Raw genomic sequence first — 18692 nt, forward strand, 5'->3', positions numbered from 1 at the left:
CACCAGCAGAGCCGGCGGCGTCGCCGCCAACGTTGCCACGGACGACGCCATGAGCGACCGCTTCGCGCACCTGCGCGGGACCGCGGGCGAGGAGCAGATCGAGCTCGACAAGGAGGAGCGCGGGTTCATCCGGCGTCGCTCCTGGAAGCTGCTGGTCCAGCTCTCCGTCGGGGTCCGGCGCAAGCTGCTGATCACCGCGCTCTTCGTGGTGATCGCACAGGCCGCCCAGGCCTCCATCCCGCTGATCGTCGCCTGGGCCATCGACTGGGGGCTGCCTCGGATGATCGAGGGGCAGAGCTCCGGCATGTGGCTGCCCGGTCTGTCCTACATCGCCTGCGCGGTGACCGCTGGGATCCTGATCTTCCACTACACCCGGATGACCGCTGAGGCCTCGCAGCAGATGCTGTTCACCCTGCGCGGGGAGGTCTTCCGCAAGACCCAGGCGCTGAGCCTGGACTTCCACGAGGACTACACCTCGGGCAAGGTGATCTCTCGGCAGACCTCCGACCTGGAGTCTCTGCGCGAGCTGCTCGACGGCGGGATCAACTCGCTGGTCCAGGGCGTGATGTTCATGTTCTTCACCGGGGTGACCATCTGGATCATGGACTTTCGCTCGGGCCTGGTCCTGGTCGCGGCGCTGATTCCGATCGCGATGCTCGGCCGCTGGTACCAGCGCAACTCCGAGGTGGCGTATCGGCGCACCCGGGTCTCCTCGGCCAAGATGATCGTGCACTTCGTGGAGTCCATGACCGGCATCCGCGCCGTGCAGGCATTCCGCCGGGAAGACTCCCGGTCCAGGCAGTACCGGCGTCTGGCGGCCCGCTACCGCGAGGACATGGTGCGCTCGATCTCGCTGTTCGGGGTGCTGCAGCCCTCCCTGATGCTCATCGGCAACATCACGGTCACCGTGGTCCTGCTCTGGGGCGGATACCGGGTGCTCGAGGGTGATCTCGGCATCGGGGTGCTGGTCGCCCTGGTGCTGGCGACCAAACGGGTCTTCCAGCCGCTGGACATGATCGCGATGTTCTACAACTCGCTGCAGTCAGCCACCGCGGCGCTGGAGAAGGTCTCCGGGCTGCTGGAGGAGAGCCCCACGGTCACCGAGGCCCACCACCCGCGGCACCTGCCCGAGGCCCGTGGAGAGCTGGAGTTCACCCAGGCCTCGTTCCGCTACGACGAGGACGGCCCGGTGGTGCTCCACGCCCTTGACCTGCACATCCCCGCAGGCCAGACCGTGGCAGTGGTGGGACGCACCGGAGCGGGCAAGTCCACGCTGGCGAAGCTGCTGGCGCGGTTCTATGACGTGAGCAGCGGCGCGGTGAGCCTGGACGGGGTGGACCTGCGGGACCTGGCCGTGACCGATCATCACCGCCACGTGGCCATGGTGACCCAGGAGGCGTTCCTGTTCTCCGGGACCATCCGCGGCAACATCGCGCTGGGCCGCCCGGAGGCCTCCGAGCAGGAGATCATCGCCGCGGCCAAGGCGGTGGGCTGTCACGACCTGATCATGGAGCTGCCCGAGGGCTACGCCACCGATGTGAACAAGCGGGGCGGCAGGCTCTCGGCCGGACAGCGTCAGCTGATCTCCTTCGCACGCGCGTTCCTGGCGGACCCTGCGGTGCTGATCCTCGATGAGGCGACCTCTTCGCTGGACCTGCCCAGCGAGGCGCTGGTGCAGCAGGGGCTCGAGCGGCTGCTGGGCAACCGCACCGCGCTGATCATCGCTCACCGGCTCTCCACCGTGGCCATCGCGGACCGGGTCCTGGTGATCGACGACGGCCGGGTGGTGGAGGACGGAGCTCCTGCCGAGCTGGCGGCCCAGGGCGGCTACTACGCCAAGCTGGACGCGGCGTGGCAGAGCTCCATGGGAGCCTGAGCGGCTCAGCGCTCGCGCAGCAGCGACGCCAGGTGATCGATCGCGTAGCGGTATCCGTTGAGTCCGGCACCGGCGATCACCGCCGCCGCAGCGGGGGACACATAGGAATGCCGGCGGAACTCCTCGCGGGCGTGGACGTTGGAGATATGGACCTCCACCACCGGAAGGTCCACTGCGCGCAGGGCATCCGCGATCGCCACCGACGTGTGGGTATAGGCCGCGGGGTTGATGACGATCCCGGAGGCGCTGCCCTTCGCGGCCTGGATCGCGTCGATGATGGTGCCCTCATGGTTGGACTGCAGCAGCTCCGCGGCGAAGCCGAGCGCGGCGGCGGACTCGCGGCACAGCTGCTCGATGTCGGCCAGCGTGGCGGCCCCGTAGATCCCGGGCTCACGAGTGCCCAGCATGTTCAGGTTGGGACCGTTGATGATCAGCAGGCGGGGAGTCTCAGAGGGCATGGTCACACCCTACTGTCCCCCCAACGCCGAATGGCGGATTCTCCGTGCAGTTCGCCCCTCTGAGGGGAGAACATGCCCGGAGAATCCGCCACTCAGGCGTCTTCGGGTTGTTCAGCGGTGTTCAGCCGTGGGAGGTCAGGACGCGCCATGCTTGGCGCGCATGTCCTCCGCGATCTGCAGCATCACCGTGGGATCGGCCAGGGTGGAGGCGTCTCCGGCCTCACGGCCCTCGGCCACGTCCTTGAGCAGACGCCGCATGATCTTGCCCGAGCGGGTCTTCGGCAGCTCAGGGACCACCAGCACGTTGCGCGGCTTGGCGATCGGGCCGATCTCCTTGCCCACATGGGCGCGCAGATCCTGCTCCATCTGCTCCTTGTCCCCACCCTCGGAGTCGCCGCGCAGGATCACGAATGCCACGACAGCCTCGCCGGTGGTCGCGTCCTTGGCCCCGACGACGGCGGCCTCGGCGACCGACGGGTGCGAGACCAGGGCCGATTCGATCTCCGTGGTGGAGAGCCGGTGCCCGGAGACGTTCATGACGTCGTCCACGCGTCCCATGAGCCAGACGTCGCCGTCCTCGTCGGTGCGAGCGCCGTCGCCGGCGAAGTAGACGTCACCGAAGCGTGACCAGTAGGTCTCCTGGTAGCGCTCCGGGTTCTTCCAGATGCCGCGCAGCATGGCGGGCCAGGGCTCCTTGATGACGAGCAGGCCGGCCTCGCCCTTCTCCAGGGGTGTGCCCATCTCATCGACGATGCCGATGGAGATGCCGGGCACCGCGGTCTGGGCGGAGCCCGGCTTGGTCGCGGTCACCCCGGGCAGCGGGGCGATCATGTGCGCGCCGGTCTCGGTCTGCCACCAGGTGTCCACGATCGGAGCAGGCTCCTCCTTGGGAGCCTTGCCGACGCCGTTGTTGGCGCCGATGACGTCGCGGAACCACAGCCACGCCTCGGGGTTGATCGCCTCGCCCACGGTGCCCAGCACGCGCAGGGTGGAGAGGTCGAACTGGTCCGGGATCTCCCGGCCCCACTTCATGCAGGTCCGGATCAGCGTCGGCGCGGTGTAGAACTGCGTGACGCCGTACTTCTGAACGATCTCCCAGAGCCGGCCCTTGTGCGGTGAGTCCGGGGTGCCTTCGTAGATGACCTGGGTGCTGCCGTTGACCAGCGGGCCGTAGACGATGTAGGAGTGCCCGGTGACCCAGCCGACGTCGGCGGTGCACCAGTAGACATCGGTCTCCGGTCGCAGGTCGAAGGTGTCGCGATGGGTCACCGCGGTCTGGGTCAGGTAGCCGCCGGTGGTGTGCAGGATGCCCTTGGGGTTCCCGGTGGTACCGGAGGTGTAGAGGATGAACAGCGGGTGCTCGGAGTCGTGTGCGACGTAGGCGTGCTCGGCGGACTGCTGCGGCACGATGTCGTGCCACCAGACGTCGAGATCGTCGTTGAAGGCGACCTCTTCGCCGTTGCGCTTGACCACGACCACGTGTTCCACGGTGTGCCCGGGCGCCGCGAGCGCGTCGTCGACGGCCGGCTTCAGCGTGGAGGGCTTGCCGCGGCGGTAGGAGCCGTCGGCGGTGACCACGAGCTTCGCCTCGGCGTCGTCCACGCGGGAGCGCAGCGCGTCGGCGGAGAAGCCGCCGAAGACGACCGAGTGGATGGCGCCGATGCGGGCGCAGGCCAGCATGGTCACCACAGCCTCGGGGATCATCGGCATGTAGATGGCCACCCGGTCACCCTTGGTGAGGCCGAGGGACTCGAAGGCGTTGGAGGCGCGGGCGACGTCGTCGGCCAGCTCCTGGTAGGTGATGCTGCGCGAGTCGCCGGGCTCGCCCTCGAAGTGAAGGGCGACGCGGCTGCCGTGGCCGGCCTCGACGTGGCGGTCCACTGCGTTGTAGGCCGCGTTCACCTCGCCGCCGACGAACCATTTCGCCACTGGGGCCTCGGACCAGTCGAGCACCTCGGTGAAGTCTTTGTCCCAGCTCAGCACGGAGCGGGCCTGATCGGCCCAGTAGCCGAGGCGATCCTCGGCGGCCTTGTCATACCGCTCCTGGGTGGCCACGGCGTTCTTCGCGAACGTCTCGCTCGGGGGGAAGACCTGACCCGATTTCTGCATCGAGTCCAGTTTGTTCTCTTGCTTGGCATTCTGGGTCATGCGGCTCCTCCTTGGATACTCCTGTGTTGCCGCTCACAATACATCCTTTGCCGCCGGGTGCCTGAGGCGGATATCACATAGCGGACGCACCCTCGGGGCTTTCGTAGAATGGTCTCGATGCCCGATGAGACCCTGCTGGGGAAGAAGCGCCGCGTGCGCCGGATCAATCGTGTCCTGGGGGAGGTCTACTCCTACGCAGTGGCCGAGCTGGACTTCAACAATGCCTTCGAGCTGCTGATCGCCACGGTGCTCTCCGCGCAGACCACCGATGTGCGGGTCAACGCGGTCACGCCCGAGCTGTTTCGGCGCTGGCCCGACGCCGGCGCCATGGCTCACGCCGAGGAGGACGAGCTGGCAGAGGTGATCCGGTCCACCGGCTTCTACCGCGCGAAGACCCGCTCGCTGCTGGGGCTCTCGCGCGCGCTGGTCAGCGAGCATGACGGCGAGGTGCCGGACTCTCTCGAGGAGCTGGTCAAGCTGCCCGGGGTCGGGCGCAAGACCGCCTTCGTGGTGCTCGGCGATGCCTTCGGCAAGCCCGGACTCACCGTGGACACGCACTTCGGTCGGCTGGCCCGCCGGCTGGGCATGACGCAGCAGCAGGACCCGGTGAAGGTCGAGCAGGAGGTCGCGGAGCTCTTCGAGCGGCGCGACTGGACCGACCTGTCCCACCGGCTGGTCTTCCACGGCCGGCGCATCTGTCACGCCCGTCGACCGGCCTGCGGCGCCTGCCCGATCGCCTCCATGTGCCCTGCCTTCGGTGCCGGGGAGGTCAACCCGGAACTGGCCGCCACGCTGCTGAAGTACGAGCTGGCGCCGGGGCGCGAGGAGCTGCTGGCCAAGATGCAGGCCGGGCACACCCGCCGGGAGCTGCGAGCGCAGGGGTACCCGCTCAGTGCGTGACGCCGACACCGCATCTCAGGGCCCAGACGCCGCTCGCCCAGACGCAGCTCGTCCAGACATCGCCCGGCCCGACCTTCTCGGCGGGGGAGTGCCCGCTGGGTTCTCGCTGACCGGCACGGCGGTCCCGACCCGACTCGAGGCGCTGTTGCAGCAGGGGCGCGACTACGCGTGCACGCATCCGGAATCCGCAGGGTCCGGGGGCTGGTGGAACCAGCGCCCGACCACGATGCCTCCCCGGATGACCCCGGCAGGGATGGAGAACGCCCGGCGGGCGGCGGTGCTGATGCTCTTCTGCGCCCCCACCCCCGACGACGACGACGCACACCTGCTCCTGACCGAGCGCTCCCCGGGACTGAAGAAACACCCAGGACAGATCTCCTTCCCCGGTGGCGCCCAGGAGAAGTTCGATCGCGACCCGACGGCCGCGGCGCTGCGTGAGGCCCAGGAGGAGGTGGGGCTGGACCCCGCCCGCGTCCGGGTGCTCGGCTCCCTGCCTCCGGCCCCGGTGCCGATCAGCGGCTTCATGGTGACACCGGTGATCGGCATTGCCGGACACACCGGTCTGCTCCGCCCGCAGTCCGGGGAGGTGGAACGGGTGCTGCCCGTCCGGCTGGATGCGCTGATCCGCCCGGAGAACCGCCGCACCACGGTCCTGCATCGCTCTGGCACCGTGTTCAAGGCCCCGGCGTTCCTCGTCGATGGCACGCTGATCTGGGGGTTCACCGGGATCCTGGTAGACCGGGTGCTCAACCGGCTCGGCTGGGAAGAGCCCTGGGACGCCGGGCGCAGCGTGGACCCGCAGGACTACCTGCCGGGTCTCTAGGTCCTGAGGGTCAGCCCATGCGGTGCACGGCCACACCCAGGGCATGATCCACCCCGGGCAGGTCCTCGGCCTGCTGCGCGGCCATGGACTCCAGCATCTGCCGGGTCTCGGCGGCGCCGCCCAGCTCGGCCAGGTACTGCTCATGGGCCTCCAGCGAGGCGAGGCCCAGCTGCAGCGGCTCCCGGCTGATGTCGATCAGATGGGTCGGTGCCGCCCCGAAGACCAGCAGCTCCCGCACCGCCCAGGGCTCGAGCCGTTCCTGGTCCATGAGTTCACGGAAGACCCAGGGGTTGTCGGCGTCGCGGACCGCGTCCAGGGTGGCCAGCCCGGCTGCGCGGTGGTCCGCATGGTTGAGCCCCCAGCCGACCTCGAGATCCCAGGTCTGGGTCAGCACCACCTCGGGACGCAGCTGGCGGATGCGTCGAGCAATCTGTCGGCGGGTGTCCAGCGAGGCCTCCAGCGTGCCATCGGGCAGATCCAGGATCACCAGGTCCGTGACGCCGACCAGCTCACAGGCCCTGCGCTGCTCCTCGGCGCGGATCTCTGCGGCCTCCTCGGGGTCGCGGCTGCGCATCCCGGCCTCTCCCGCGGTGAGCAGCAGATAGGAGACCTCAGCCCCCTGCGCGGTCCAGCGGGCGACGGCGGCCGAACCGCCGTACTCCATGTCATCCGGATGGGCCACCACGCACAGCACCCGGCGCAGCTCAGCGTCGGGGTATGCGGGCAGGGCGGCTGAATCGGTGCTCATCGGCCCAGTCTAGGAGGCGACGAGCGGCGAGGCGCAGGGTGTGGTGCCGGGCAGGGTCTCCGAACAGCGTCCGTGATGATCCGCATGGTTCGCTCTACTGTTCCCCCCGGTTTTCCCCAGAGTTTTCCCCAGCTTGGGAATAACCTCGCGCCGCGAAGCCGCTGCCCACAGCTCCTCCGCCTCCACGGACCGCTGCCGCCGACACCGGCAGGGTGGGGTCATGGACGCTGAACCTCGCCTGCTGCTGATCACCGAGGATCGAGTGCTGCGCGACGACGTCGCGCTGATCGCCGCCACCGTGGGCGCTGCGCTGGAGTCTCGTTCCAGCTGGGAGGCGGTGGTTCCGCAGGAATGGGCGGTCCTGATGTGTGGGACCGACCGGCTGCCCTCGCTTCCGCAGGTGGCGCGGGGTGCGTTGCTGCTGAGCAGCTCGGGAGCGCGACAGGGGCAGGATCAGCAGCTGTGGAGGATCGCGGCGGAGCATCCGGGGCTGCAGCCTGTGCCGCTGCCGGCGGCACAGGCGTGGCTGGCCGGTCATCTGGGCGAGCGGGTGCTGGATCGGGGTCCCGGTCGGGTGGTGGCTGTCGCCGGGGTCCTGGGAGGCGTGGGGGCCAGCACCGTGGCATATCTGCTCGCCGCAGAGCAGGCGGTGAGAGGTGCCTCGGCGCTGCTGGTCGATGCGGATCCCGCCCCGGGGTCAGGAATCGCGGGGCTGATGGGGGTGGCGGAGGTCTCGTGCGGCGCCCTGAACGGGCGTGGAAGGGAGGACCGACGCGGTCCAGCGGCCGCAGAGCGCGGCGAAGAATTCGGGTGGGAGGAGCTGGCCGGTCTGCAGGGGGAGATCGCCTCCCCGCAGCTGGCCGCCGCGCTGCCGCTCCGCGACGGGGTCCACATGCTCAGCGGCGCACCAGGCTTTGACGCGCGACGGCGGATGCTGGGCCCCGTCGTGCGCTCGGCCCTGAGGGTCTTCGACACCGTGGTGATCGATGTCGGGCGTGATGCAGACGCGGTGGCGCTGGTGCGCGAGCACCTGCACCAGCTGCTGCTCGTCACACCCTGCAGTGCCCGGGGCGCCGCGGCCGCGCGGCAGTTGGCACGCGCGCTCACAGGGGTGCCGCCGATGCTCGTCGCCAACGGTGCAGGGCATCTCGGGTGGAGTCCGCAGGAGCTGGCGGCAGCCACAGAGATCCCCCTGGCCGGAGATCTCCCCGAGCAGCGATGGCTCCGCCGAGAGGATGAACTCGGTGCCGCCTACGAGCTGCTTCGCTCACGGCGAGGCGCGGCCTACATCGGGACGCTGCTCGAGGTCCTGGACCTCGAGCGGGGCCTCCGCCATGAGTGACCAGCAGCTTCACGCGCTGCGGGAGAAGCTGACCAGCTCCGCCGAGCCGGTGACCGCGGCCCGCATCGCGGAGGCCGTGCGCGCATCAGGGCTGGCGCTGGGGTCTCGAACCACCGGGGAGCTGGTCAGGACGCTGCGTGACGAGCTCGTCGGGCTCGGCCCGCTGCAGCCGCTGGTCGAGCGGCCCGGCGTCACCGACGTGCTCATCGATGGTCGCCGTCAGGTGTGGATCGACGGCGCCGCAGGTCTGAGCAAGACCGAGGTGAAGTTCGCCGGGGAGGAGCAGGTCCGTGGCCTGGCCAGGCGACTCATCGCCCTGTCCGGAGGCAGGCTCGATGAGGGTCAGCCGTGTGCCGAGGGACGGATCGGTGAGTGTCGCATCCACGCCGTGATTCCTCCGGTGGCGGTGGAGGGCACGATGATCTCGGTGCGCATCTCCCGCGGCTCGGCGGCAACCTTGGATCAGCTTGCCGAGCAATGGGACGCACCAGAAGTGTGGCTCCCGGTGATCCGCGGCATCGTGGACGCCCGGCTGAACTGTCTGATCTCCGGCGCCACGGGTTCTGGCAAGACCAGCCTGCTCGGGGCCATGCTCGCCGAGTGCCCGCACCAGGAGCGGATCATCATCGTCGAGGACACCACAGAGCTTCGGCCAGATCACCCGCATGTGCTGCACCTGCAGCAGCGCCGCGGCAATGTGGAAGGAGCCGGCGAACTCGGGATGGGCCGACTCGTCCGGGAGACGCTGCGGATGCGCCCGGACCGGCTCATCGTCGGGGAGTGCCGGGGCAGTGAGCTCAAGGACTTCCTCACCGCGATGAACACCGGGCATCAGGGCGCGGTCGGGACGGTCCACGCCAATTCACCGGACGCGGTCCCGGCCAGACTCATCGCGATGGGCGCTCTCGCCGAGCTGCCCCCGGAGTCGGTGGCGCTGCAGGCCGGCGCCGCCCTGGACGCGGTCATCCACATGGAGCGGCGTCGAGGTCGGCGGATGCCCGTGGCGATCTCACTCGTCCATTGCCGTGAGCGGACGCTTCAGATGGTGCCAGCACTGCTGGCCAGGTTCATCGACCCGAACGCCCTCGAGGTGCCAGTCCAGCCGAGCGTGCAGATCCAGAGCGGCTGGGATGAACTGACGAAGCGGATCGGTCTGCGATGACCACACCGGTGCCGCTTCTTCTCCTGCTCTGCGTGGCCGCTGCGGCGGCCAGCGCGGCGCTTCTCGGAGTTCCCCCACGTGGGCGATGGCCTCGTCGTGCGCTGCGACCTCCGAAGGCGCTGCTCATAGAGGTGCTGCGCAGGGAGGTCCTGCGCAGGGAGGTCCTGCGCAGGGAGGTCCTGCGCAGGGAGGTCCTGCGCACGGCGTCGCTGCGGGGCGGGAGATTCAGGGCAGAGCGCTCCGCTGACGATCTGCGCAGCAGCGCCGGCTCTCTGCTGCACCAATATGCGGCACTGCTGCAGTCTGGACGCTCCCAGGCCCAGGCATGGGCCGACCTTGGGGCCCATTGGCGCTCGCGGGAGACCACGCACCCCTTGACACAGGTCTGTGAACTCGCGGCAGCGGCAGAGCAGGCAGGCCTCGGGGCCGTGGTCGGGCTCCGGCGCAGCCTGGCGTCCGTCACGGCCAGCCAACGCCGCAGAGCCGGACGCACTATGGGGAACTTCGCGCCGGCCCGGTCCAGCGCCACCGCCACGGTGGTCCTCACGGAGGTGCTGGAGCGGCTGATCAGCATCCACGCGCTCTCCCAGTCCACCGGTGCACCCCTCTCGGCGCTGTGCCGCAAGGCCGCCGATGCACTGGAGGACTCGGCCGCCCTGGAGGCCGCCGTTCGCACCGCGGCCGCCGGTCCCCGACTGACCCAGTTCATCCTGGCTGCGCTCCCGCTGGGTGGATTGGTCATGGGCGCCCTGATGGGGGCTGATCCCTTCGCTGTGCTGCTCGGCTCGGCGCTGGGGTGGGGATGCCTGGTCGTCGGGCTGGGGAGTCTCCTGCTCGGCTGGCGCTGGAGCACCAGGATGATCCGAGCGGTGGGGAAGCATGGCTGAGGGGCAGGTGCTGCCGGCACTTCTCTGTGCCCTGCTGGTGGGGCTTCTGATCGCGTTGGTGCATGCGCCCGCACCTGCGCCCCTGCCGGCGCCCGCGTCGCCGCGGCGGCGAAGGCGGGGTGCACCGGCGTCGAGGGCTTCGACGCCGGCAGAGGCTCCCGCGGATCGCACCCCCGATGCCGCGACGCTGCTCGACCTCACCGCAGCGATGCTGCGGGCCGGTGCGGGCATCGAAACCGCTGTGCAGCGGCTCTCCCAGGACGTCCCGGGATGCGCGCCGCTGGCCCGCGTGCACCGTGGACTCTCTGCCGGGCGACGATGGCAGGACGCCTGGTCCGGTGTGGACTCCCAGGTGCAGCTTCGCGAATTCGGTGCGGAGCTGGCCTTCGCACACGCCACCGGCGCCCCCACGGTCCAGCTGCTGGAACTGACTGCGGTCCAGGCGCGCAGACGACGCCGCCAGGCGGTCGAGGAGCAGGCCGCCCGCCTGGCGGTGCAGATGGTGCTGCCTCTGGGACTCTGTTTCCTGCCGGGGTTCATCCTGCTCGGGGTGATTCCGGTGGTGCTGGGCCTGGTGGAGGAACTGGCGTAATCTGTGACCATGTTGGCAGCCTTCTCCGTCGCTCCCGTCGCCGCAGACACCCCCGATGGTTCGCTCAGCGCGGCCGTGGCCGAAGCCGTCCGGGTGGTCCGTGATTCCGGGCTTCCGCACGAGACGACCTCGATGTTCACCACGATCGAAGGTGAGTGGGATGAGGTCTTCGACGTCATCCGCCGGGCCACCGATGCTGTGGCCGCAGTGAGCCCTCGAGTCAGCCTCGTGGTCAAGGCCGACATCCGCCCCGGATTCACCGGGCAGCTCACCGAGAAGGTCACCCGCCTCGAAGAGCGCCTCAGCGGCGACTGAGCAGCTCGAGCTCGCGAGTCAGGTTGACCCGTGCCTGCGGCTCCCAGCGCTGCACGCCGGTGGCTGTGTGGAACAGCGATGGCGCGGCGAGCAGCCGCTGAAGCACCCGTGCCCGGCCGCGGCGGAAATCGTCCTCGGCTACGTGGTGGTAGTCCCGACGCACCGCCGCGACGTAGCGCGCATAGCCCCCCGGAGTCTGGGCGAGCACCTCGAGGTCGGCGTCGACCAGCACCGCTCCGTTGCGATCCCCGGTCGGCGGGTCGTGATGCGTGGTGAGCCGCACCAGCCGTGCCGTCTCTCCCACCACATGAGTGGGGAGCAGCGCTCCGAGCCTGCTCTCGGCCAGAGATGCCGAGGCTTCTTCATCTTCTTCTGCGACCCCGACGTAGACCGCGTCATGGAACCATGCGGCCAGGCTCACCACGGGACGCTGCTCCGGGGACAGCTCCCCGGCACGCTCCAGCGTGCTCACCCCACGCAGAACCGCGTTCAGGTGGGTCAGCGAATGGTAGTTCCGGTGCGGCTCTGACCAGCGGGTGAGCAGCTCCTCGCCCAGGGTCGTCCACGTGCCGTCGAGGGCTTCCCAGCGTGTGCCCAGCCGCAGCCAGGCACGCTGCAGATTCCGGCGCAGCTTCTCGGGCCGCTGCGCCGCAGGGATGCGCAGCCCACAGCCGAGCAGAATCCGGGTCAGCTCACCCCCCGAGACCGGCACTGCCCCCAGGGCGGTGAGGTCATCGAAGAGGTGGGCCGGGACATCGTAGTGATCCCGGTCGAAGGCGCGGATGCTGACTCCTGCGGCCGCTGCGATCTGGTGCAGCTCCTGCAGGGAGTGGTCCGAGATCAGGTGCGAGAACACGGTGTCGTGGGCCGGCCAGCTCGGCGGGTCGATGTAGATCGTCATCTCGGACCCTCCCTCTCTCGCGGCCCTGGCACCGGGTTCCATGCTGTGCAAATCACGAAACACCCTGCTCATCCATCTAGGGCAGTATAAAAAGGGTATCCGCGGAGCCAGTAAAGTGTCGTACACCACGGTAAAGTGACTGACTACACATCGCACCGTGTACTCAACCCGCTGGTTACTCCACGCACCTCTGACTACTCAACGCACCTTGAATCACTCGACTGAGGAGAAGACTCATGAAAATGCGTCGTACAACTATTGCAGTCACCGCTGCAGCCGCTCTAGCCCTGTCCGCCTGCGGCGGAGATGACAACGGTGGGGACGAAGACGTCCAGACCGGGGACGAGGACAGCTACACCAATGAGCTGACCTTCGGCACCGGCGGCGTCGCCGGCACCTACTTCCCGCTGGGAGACGAGCTGGCCTCGATCTTCGAAGACAACATCGAAGACGTCTCGGTCACCGCGATCGAGACCGGCGGCTCCGCAGACAACCTGGGCGGCATCTTCCAGGAAGAGATGCAGCTCGGCCTGACCCAGAACGACACGGCGGAGATGGGCGTCAACGGTGAGATCGATGACCTCGACGGCATGGCGCTGGACAACTTCGGCTGGATCGCCAACCTCTACCCCGAGGCCGCGCACATCATCGTCCGCGAAGACTCCGGCATCGAGTCCATCGAGGATCTCGAGGGACAGACCATCGCCGTGGGCGACGTCGGCTCCGGCACCCGCGCGATCTCCGACGCGATCCTCGCCGCGCACGGCATCGAGGAGGGTGACTACACCGCAGAGATCGCCGACTTCGGCACCTCCACGGAGATGCTCGCTGACGGCCAGATCGACGCGTCGATCTTCGTGGTCGGCGTCCCGGTGGCAGGTCTGACCCAGCTGGCCGCCTCCACCGATGTCGCGCTGCTGGGCCTCGAGGACGACATGACCGAGTCCATCTCGGGTGAGTCCGGCGCCGAGTCCTACGACATCTCCGCCGACGCCTATGACTTCCTCGACGAGGACGTCACCACGGTCTCGGTGTTCGCGGCCCTGGTCGCCTCCACCACCCAGGTCAGCGAGGACCTCGGCTACGAGATCACCGCCGCCACTCTGGAGAACGCCGGAGACGTCACGCTCGAGATCGGTGAGAACATCAGCGAAGAGAACGCCCTGACCGGGATCGGCGATATCCCGCTGCACCCCGGCGCAGAGCGTTACTTCGAAGAGCAGGGCATTGACCTGCCGTGACACGCAGCACTGCTGAGAATCGCTCCCCGGCTTCTGCTGATCTGCAGGAGCCGGGGGTCGGTGGTGAGGAGCGCGCAGCCGAGATTCTTCGGAAGCACGACACCTCGAGCCGCTTCCGGACGGATCTGGGCTGGTGGACATGGATCGTGGGCGGGCTCTCCGTAGCCTTCACGCTGTACCACCTCTACTACGCGCTTGAGCGGCCCTTCACCGGCTGGATCCACGGCGCGCTGCACCTCGCGGGCGCCACCTCCCTGATCTTCCTGCTTTACCCGGCGAGCAAGAAGCTGCTCAACACGAAGCCCAGCGGGGTCCTCTGGAAAGACCTGCTGCTCGGCCGTGGCCGGGGAGTGCCCTGGTATGACGCGCTGCTCGCCGCCGCAGGCATGGCGGTCAACCTCTACATCGTCTTCCGCTATGAGTACCTGGTCGGCAACGCCGTTCAGATCCTCGGCTTCAGCGCGCTGGACTACACCGTGGCAGTGGCGGGCACCCTGCTGGTCCTGGAAGCCACGCGTCGCTGCGTGGGACTGCCCATCGTGATCATCGCCGCCGCCGCCATCGCCTACGCGATCTTCGGCAACATGAGCCCGATCTTCCCGCACCGCGGACGCTCCTGGGACGCCTTCGCCACGGAGACCTTCCTCTCCACGCGATCGATCTTCGGCACTCCGCTGCAGGTCTCGGCGAACTTCATCTTCCTCTTCCTGCTCTTCGCGGTGGTCCTGCTCCGGACCAACATCGGCCAGTTCTTCAATGACCTGGCCTTCCGCGCGGCAGGCAAGTACACCGGCGGCCCGGCCAAGGCCGCCGTCGCCGCCTCGGGCCTGCAGGGCATGGTCTCCGGATCCTCGGTGGCCAACACCGTGGCCTCGGGCTCCTTCACGATCCCGATCATGAAGAAGGCCGGGTTCAAGCCACACTTCGCGGCCGCCACCGAGGCCACGGCCTCCACCGGTGGTCAGCTGATGCCCCCGATCATGGGTGCCGCGGCGTTCATCATGGCGCAGAACGTGCCCAACCTGGAGTACAACGAGCTGATCGTCATCGCGATCATCCCGGCGCTGCTCTACTTCCTGGGCGCCTTCCTCTCGGTGCACTTCGAGGCGAAGCGCCGGGAGATCAAAGGTCTGCCGGTCGAGGAGCTGCCCAGCATCCGGTCGCTGGTCACCCGCGCCGACCTGCTGCTGCCGCTGGTCGTGATCATCAGCACGCTCATCGCCGGCCTGACCCCCACCCGGGCGGCACTGCTGGGCATCGCGACCGCGATCGTCCTGAGCTTCTTCCGCTCCTCCACCCGGCTCAACGTGCGCGGATTCGTGGAACTGTTCATCGCCGCTGCGCGGACCGCTCTGCCGGTGATCGCCGCCTGTGCCACAGCAGGCATCGTGGCCGGCACCGTGACCGCCACGGGCCTGGGCGGCCAGCTCGGCCGCGGGCTGGTGTCGCTGGCCGGCGGCAGCTTCCTGCTGGTGCTCTTCTTCGTGATGATCGCCTGCATCATCCTCGGCATGGGCCTGCCGACCACCGCGAACTATGTGGTCACCGCCTCGGTGGCGGCGCCGATCTTGTACAACAACTTCGACGTCCCGCTGATCGCGGCGCACATGTTCGTGTTCTTCTTCGGCATCCTCGCGGACATCACGCCACCGGTCTGTCTCGCGGCCTACGCCGGTGCGGGCATCGCCGGGGCCAATCCGATGGCTGCTGGTGTGGCGGCGGTGAAGATCGCGCTGGCCGGATTCCTGATCCCGTATGTCTTCATCCTTCAGCCGGCGCTGCTGCTGCAAGGCACCTGGGACGAGCTTGCGGTCTCCCTGCTCACCGTGATCGTGGGGCTGATCGCGCTGTCCTCGGGCCTTGCCGGATATCTCTTCCTGCGCGCCTCGGTCATCGAACGGACGTTGCTGATCGTCGGTGGTCTGCTGCTGATCTACCCGGATCTGACGTTCTCGGTCGGCGGAATGGTGGCTCTGGCACTTGCTGTGGCGCTGCAGTTCATCCGCCGCGGCCGCGGGGATGGGTCTGCCGAGGAGGCCACGTCCGAGGAGGACGGCCCCCACGTGACCGCCCGCGGCGGCGGCTCGGTGGAGAACCCAGCACCCGGGATGGCCTGAGCCGACCCGCCCGGGCTCAAGACGCTGGAACCCGAAGCACCGTGGATGAATGAACACTGAGGGCCCGACCGGAATCCGGTCGGGCCCTCAGTGTTCGGACATGGCGGGGGCCTGGCGCGTACCCCCGCGGGGCTACTCTCCGCCGAGGCTGAAGCTGGCCTCGAGCTCCTGGTCCGAGTATGTGCGGAACGCGACCATCGTCTCGGTGTCATGGACCGTGGCCACCTTGGAGATCTTCGCCGGGACCAGATCGCTGAGATCCTCCAGGTTCGGAGTCTTCACCATGGCCACCAGGTCCCACTTGCCGGTGACCGAATAGACGGCCTGGACCTCTTCGATATTGGCGATGTCCTGCGCGGACTCGGGGATGCGGTGGGGGTCGGTCTTCATCATCACGAATGCGGTGACCATGTTATCGCTGCCTCTCAGCCGGGGAGACTCTTTGAGCACCGCTGGGATGTCAGGATGCTGGTGTCAGAGTACTGCCGTCAGATTATCGCGCTGCGGGGTGGGTTCAGGCCTGGAAGCGCTGCTGTCTGGTCGCGTGCGCGGCGATGACGTCGGTGCGCACGCCGGCGCCCAGCCCCGGGGTGGTCGGGACCTGCACCACGCCCTGCTCGGCGGTGACCGGTGGATCGATGATGTCTTCCGCGTAGTACTTGCCCGAGGCGGAGACGTCGGAGGGCAGCGTGAACCCGGGCAGCGAGGAGAGCGCCACATTGGCGAGCCGGCCCACCCCGAACTCGTGCATCCCGCCGCACCAGACCGGCCAGCCCGCGGCGGAGGCGATGGCGTGGGCGTCGCGCGCCGCGCTGAGCCCTCCCATGCGGGAGACCTTGATGTTGAGCACATTCCCGGCCTTCAGGGCCAGCGCGGTCCGCAGGTCATCGAGGGTCTCCACCGACTCGTCCAGGCAGACCGGGGTCTCCAGCGCCGCCGTCAGACGGGCGTGGTCCAAGAAGTTCTTCGGCGCGAAGGGCTGCTCGATCATGGTCAGCCGGAAGGGATCCAGGGCGCGCAGCACCTCAAAGGCCTCCTCGCCGCCCGGTTCGGCAGACCCCGGGTAGGCGCCGTTGGCGTCGACATGGACATCGAGGTCCGGGAAGGCCGCACGCACCGCGCGCACGGGATCGACATCCCAACCCGGTGCGATCTTCAGCTTCACCCGGGGATAGCCCGATTCCACGTGGCGGGTCACCTCGGTGAGCAGCGCGTCGATGCTGGGCTCGATGCCCAAGGAGACGCCGGCGATGACGGAGTCGCGTTCCCCGCCGAGAGCCTGTGCCAGCGGCACCGACCGGGCCGCGGTCCACAGGGTCCATGCGGCCATCTCGATCCCGGCCTTGGCGAAATAGTTTCCGCGCACCTTCGCGTAGAGTCCCGCGACCTCGTCTGGGTGCTCCCAGTCTGCGCCGAGCACGGCGGGGATCAGATGTTCGACCGCGGTCTGCCACGCCGTCGTCGTCGTCTCCGGGGCGTAGAAGGGGCCGGCGGGGGAGGCGATCTCGCCCCAGCCGACGGTGCCGTCCTCGGCGATCATCTCCACCAGCAGGTGGCGCAGCGAGGATTTCCGGTGTGAGCTGGTCTCGAAGGCGTGCCGCAGGGGCAGCTCGACGTCGTGGAGCACGATCTCTGTGGCGCGCATCAGATATACAGTCCCATCTCTTGGATCAGTGATTCTCTCTCGGTCAGCCGACGGCGGCTTCCCTTGGCACTTGCGGTGGTCAGCGCGGTGAGCAGGTGGATCACCGCGGCGATGCCGGTGGCGGAGTCGGTGACCGAGGCGGAGCCGGTGGGCACGATCACGACCTCGCTGGCCGGCGCGACCAGCGGGGAATCGACCGAGTCCGTCACCGCGACCACAGTGCCGCCGCGCTGGGCGAAGGCATGGACCAGGTCGGCGGTCTCCCGGCGGTAGCGGCGCATCGAGAACGCGACCAGGACGTCGGTGCCGCGCACATCGGTGAGCACATCGATGCTGCGAGTGCTCTGGCCGTCGATGAGCGAGACCTGCGAGACCCCATGGGAGAGGTCCAGGTCCAGCAGGTGCGCGAAGGCCGCAGACCTGCCGTGGCCCACGATGAAGCGACGGCGCGCCCCGGCGATGAGCGCAGCGGCCCGGGCCACCGAGTCCTCGGTCTCGAAGCTGGCGAAGACCCGCTCCAGGTTCTCGCGCTCCTTGCGGATCAGTCGCGCCTGCAGGGTCTTGGCCGAGGCCCGCGGGGACATGCTGGCTCCGAAGCGCGCGGCTGGATTGTCCGGACCGCGCTGATCATCGGACCCCGCGTCCTCTGCTCCGCCACTCGCATGCTGGTCTGTGAACTCTTCGGTGACCATGCTGTTCATCCGGTTCATGCCGGTCGGGTGAAGCTGTAGACAGCCAGGTCCTCGTCCATGCGGCGGCAGGACACCGCGACGAACCCCTGGTCGAAGATCTCCTGGAAGCGCGATCGGAGCAGCTCGATGACTGCCGGATCGGTGGGCTGCTGGGCGGGGACGGCGAGCGCGGTGGATTCGCCGCCGGCCCGGATCTCCCCGGGGGTGGTGAGCGGGTGTGCCGCGAGCTCGGCCTCAAACCTGCTGTCGGTCGCCACCCGGTGTCCCTCGTGCGACTCATCGAGTCGCCATTCCACCGTGATGCGATCGGTGCCGGGCCCGGCGAGCGCGTCGCGGGTGAACCAGCGGCCCTGCGCGCCGAGCACGTCGAGGTTGAAGTGGGCGTTGCGGCTGATCATCGGGTTGTAGGTCCAGCGCATGCGGCTTGATCCCTGCCGGTGGGCGACGGCGGCCTGGACGTTCTTCAGCGCGCGGCCGACGCCCTGGCCCTGAAGGTCCTGGGAGACCACTGCGGCCTGGGAGAAGTGGTAGATGTGCGGATCATCCTGATCGGTCTCCACCGCGGTCCAGCCGAAGGCCATGCCGCGCAAGGCACCGGCGGCGTCGAGCGCACCGATGACTGTGCCGCCATAGGTGAGCAGGTTCTTCAACAGGCGGGCGTTGATCCCCTGGTCCTCCCCGCTGTAGGAGAAGACCTCGCGGTAGAGCCGGCATGCGGCCTCCAGCTCGGCGACCTCGGTGAGACCCCGCACTATGACCCCATCATCCAGGCTGATCGTCTCCGGCATGGCGGGGGAAGCGGGTGCGGCTGCATCCTGATTTGTCATGCGGTCCTCTCGAAGCCT

The 18692-nt window shown here is 68.7% G+C and carries 18 protein-coding genes; 10 read left to right on the forward strand and 8 right to left on the reverse strand.

The genetic code is table 11. From position 1 onward, the window contains the following. Nucleotides 1–49: 49 nt before the first annotated feature. Nucleotides 50–1876 carry an ABC transporter ATP-binding protein gene (locus LTI14_RS12175; protein WP_241466054.1) on the forward strand — a complete coding sequence of 609 codons (1827 nt, stop codon included), beginning with the start codon at nt 50–52 and terminating at the stop codon, nt 1874–1876. A gap of 5 nt (nt 1877–1881) precedes the next feature. On the opposite strand, the gene aroQ is transcribed toward LTI14_RS12175, so the two are convergent. Continuing rightward, nucleotides 1882–2334: a type II 3-dehydroquinate dehydratase gene (gene aroQ / locus LTI14_RS12180; protein ID WP_241471169.1), complete on the reverse strand. Its 453-nt coding sequence runs from the start codon at nt 2332–2334 to the stop codon at nt 1882–1884. A gap of 135 nt (nt 2335–2469) precedes the next feature. Further along, nucleotides 2470–4482, reverse strand: a complete 2013-nt coding sequence (acs, locus tag LTI14_RS12185; RefSeq protein ID WP_241465966.1) for an acetate--CoA ligase — start codon at nt 4480–4482, stop codon at nt 2470–2472. Between the two features lie 117 nt (nt 4483–4599). On the opposite strand from acs, the gene nth reads away from it, so the two are divergent. Further along, a complete protein-coding gene (gene nth / locus LTI14_RS12190) occupies nt 4600–5382 on the forward strand; it encodes an endonuclease III (protein ID WP_241471168.1) in 783 nt (260 codons plus the stop codon). Beyond that, entirely contained in the window at nt 5375–6205 is an 831-nt protein-coding gene (locus tag LTI14_RS13295; protein WP_241476680.1) for an NUDIX hydrolase, read from the forward strand. Before nth ends, LTI14_RS13295 begins: the two co-directional genes overlap by 8 nt. Before the next feature lie 10 nt (nt 6206–6215). On the opposite strand, the gene LTI14_RS12200 is transcribed toward LTI14_RS13295, so the two are convergent. Then, nucleotides 6216–6953 carry a PIG-L deacetylase family protein gene (locus LTI14_RS12200; RefSeq protein ID WP_241465972.1) on the reverse strand — a complete coding sequence of 246 codons (738 nt, stop codon included), beginning with the start codon at nt 6951–6953 and terminating at the stop codon, nt 6216–6218. Between the two features lie 220 nt (nt 6954–7173). Here LTI14_RS12200 and LTI14_RS12205 point away from each other — a divergent pair, with 220 nt between their 5' ends. The 5 genes from LTI14_RS12205 to LTI14_RS12225 are packed head-to-tail and all read left to right on the forward strand — an operon-like array spanning nt 7174 to nt 11251. Then, the gene (locus tag LTI14_RS12205) at nt 7174–8295 is read left to right on the forward strand and encodes a hypothetical protein (protein WP_241476681.1); all 1122 of its coding nucleotides are present in this window, start codon (nt 7174–7176) and stop codon (nt 8293–8295) included. Further along, nucleotides 8288–9457, forward strand: coding sequence for a TadA family conjugal transfer-associated ATPase (locus LTI14_RS12210; RefSeq protein ID WP_241476682.1), 1170 nt, complete (start codon nt 8288–8290; stop codon nt 9455–9457). The genes LTI14_RS12205 and LTI14_RS12210 overlap by 8 nt, the downstream gene beginning before the upstream one ends. Before the next feature lie 8 nt (nt 9458–9465). After that, the gene (locus LTI14_RS12215; protein WP_241476683.1) at nt 9466–10344 is read left to right on the forward strand and encodes a type II secretion system F family protein; all 879 of its coding nucleotides are present in this window, start codon (nt 9466–9468) and stop codon (nt 10342–10344) included. Continuing rightward, entirely contained in the window at nt 10337–10936 is a 600-nt protein-coding gene (locus LTI14_RS12220; RefSeq protein ID WP_241476684.1) for a type II secretion system F family protein, read from the forward strand. The genes LTI14_RS12215 and LTI14_RS12220 overlap by 8 nt, the downstream gene beginning before the upstream one ends. A 9-nt stretch (nt 10937–10945) precedes the next feature. Next, on the forward strand, nt 10946–11251 hold the full coding sequence (locus LTI14_RS12225; protein WP_241465981.1) for a thiamine-binding protein: 306 nt from the start codon (nt 10946–10948) through the stop codon (nt 11249–11251). On the opposite strand, the gene LTI14_RS12230 is transcribed toward LTI14_RS12225, so the two are convergent. Further along, on the reverse strand, nt 11238–12152 hold the full coding sequence (locus LTI14_RS12230) for a DUF4031 domain-containing protein (protein ID WP_241465983.1): 915 nt from the start codon (nt 12150–12152) through the stop codon (nt 11238–11240). The two genes, LTI14_RS12225 and LTI14_RS12230, sit on opposite strands and share 14 nt — an antisense overlap. Before the next feature lie 236 nt (nt 12153–12388). On the opposite strand from LTI14_RS12230, the gene LTI14_RS12235 reads away from it, so the two are divergent. Continuing rightward, a complete protein-coding gene (locus tag LTI14_RS12235) occupies nt 12389–13393 on the forward strand; it encodes a TAXI family TRAP transporter solute-binding subunit (RefSeq protein WP_241465985.1) in 1005 nt (334 codons plus the stop codon). Then, nucleotides 13390–15510, forward strand: coding sequence for a TRAP transporter permease (locus LTI14_RS12240; protein WP_241471161.1), 2121 nt, complete (start codon nt 13390–13392; stop codon nt 15508–15510). Before LTI14_RS12235 ends, LTI14_RS12240 begins: the two co-directional genes overlap by 4 nt. A 132-nt stretch (nt 15511–15642) precedes the next feature. On the opposite strand, the gene LTI14_RS12245 is transcribed toward LTI14_RS12240, so the two are convergent. The 4 genes from LTI14_RS12245 to LTI14_RS12260 form a co-directional block, all read right to left on the reverse strand. Next, a complete protein-coding gene (locus LTI14_RS12245; RefSeq protein ID WP_036476260.1) occupies nt 15643–15921 on the reverse strand; it encodes an Lrp/AsnC family transcriptional regulator in 279 nt (92 codons plus the stop codon). Between the two features lie 103 nt (nt 15922–16024). Beyond that, on the reverse strand, nt 16025–17155 hold the full coding sequence (gene menC / locus LTI14_RS12250) for an o-succinylbenzoate synthase (RefSeq protein ID WP_241476685.1): 1131 nt from the start codon (nt 17153–17155) through the stop codon (nt 16025–16027). Beyond that, nucleotides 17155–17847 carry a MurR/RpiR family transcriptional regulator gene (locus LTI14_RS12255; protein ID WP_241465990.1) on the reverse strand — a complete coding sequence of 231 codons (693 nt, stop codon included), beginning with the start codon at nt 17845–17847 and terminating at the stop codon, nt 17155–17157. Before LTI14_RS12255 ends, menC begins: the two co-directional genes overlap by 1 nt. 14 nt (nt 17848–17861) lie before the next feature. Further along, a complete protein-coding gene (locus LTI14_RS12260; protein ID WP_241465992.1) occupies nt 17862–18674 on the reverse strand; it encodes a hypothetical protein in 813 nt (270 codons plus the stop codon). Between the last annotated feature and the right edge of the window lie 18 nt (nt 18675–18692).

The organism is Nesterenkonia sp. YGD6 (genome assembly GCF_022565895.1).
GTDB lineage: Bacteria > Actinomycetota > Actinomycetes > Actinomycetales > Micrococcaceae > Nesterenkonia.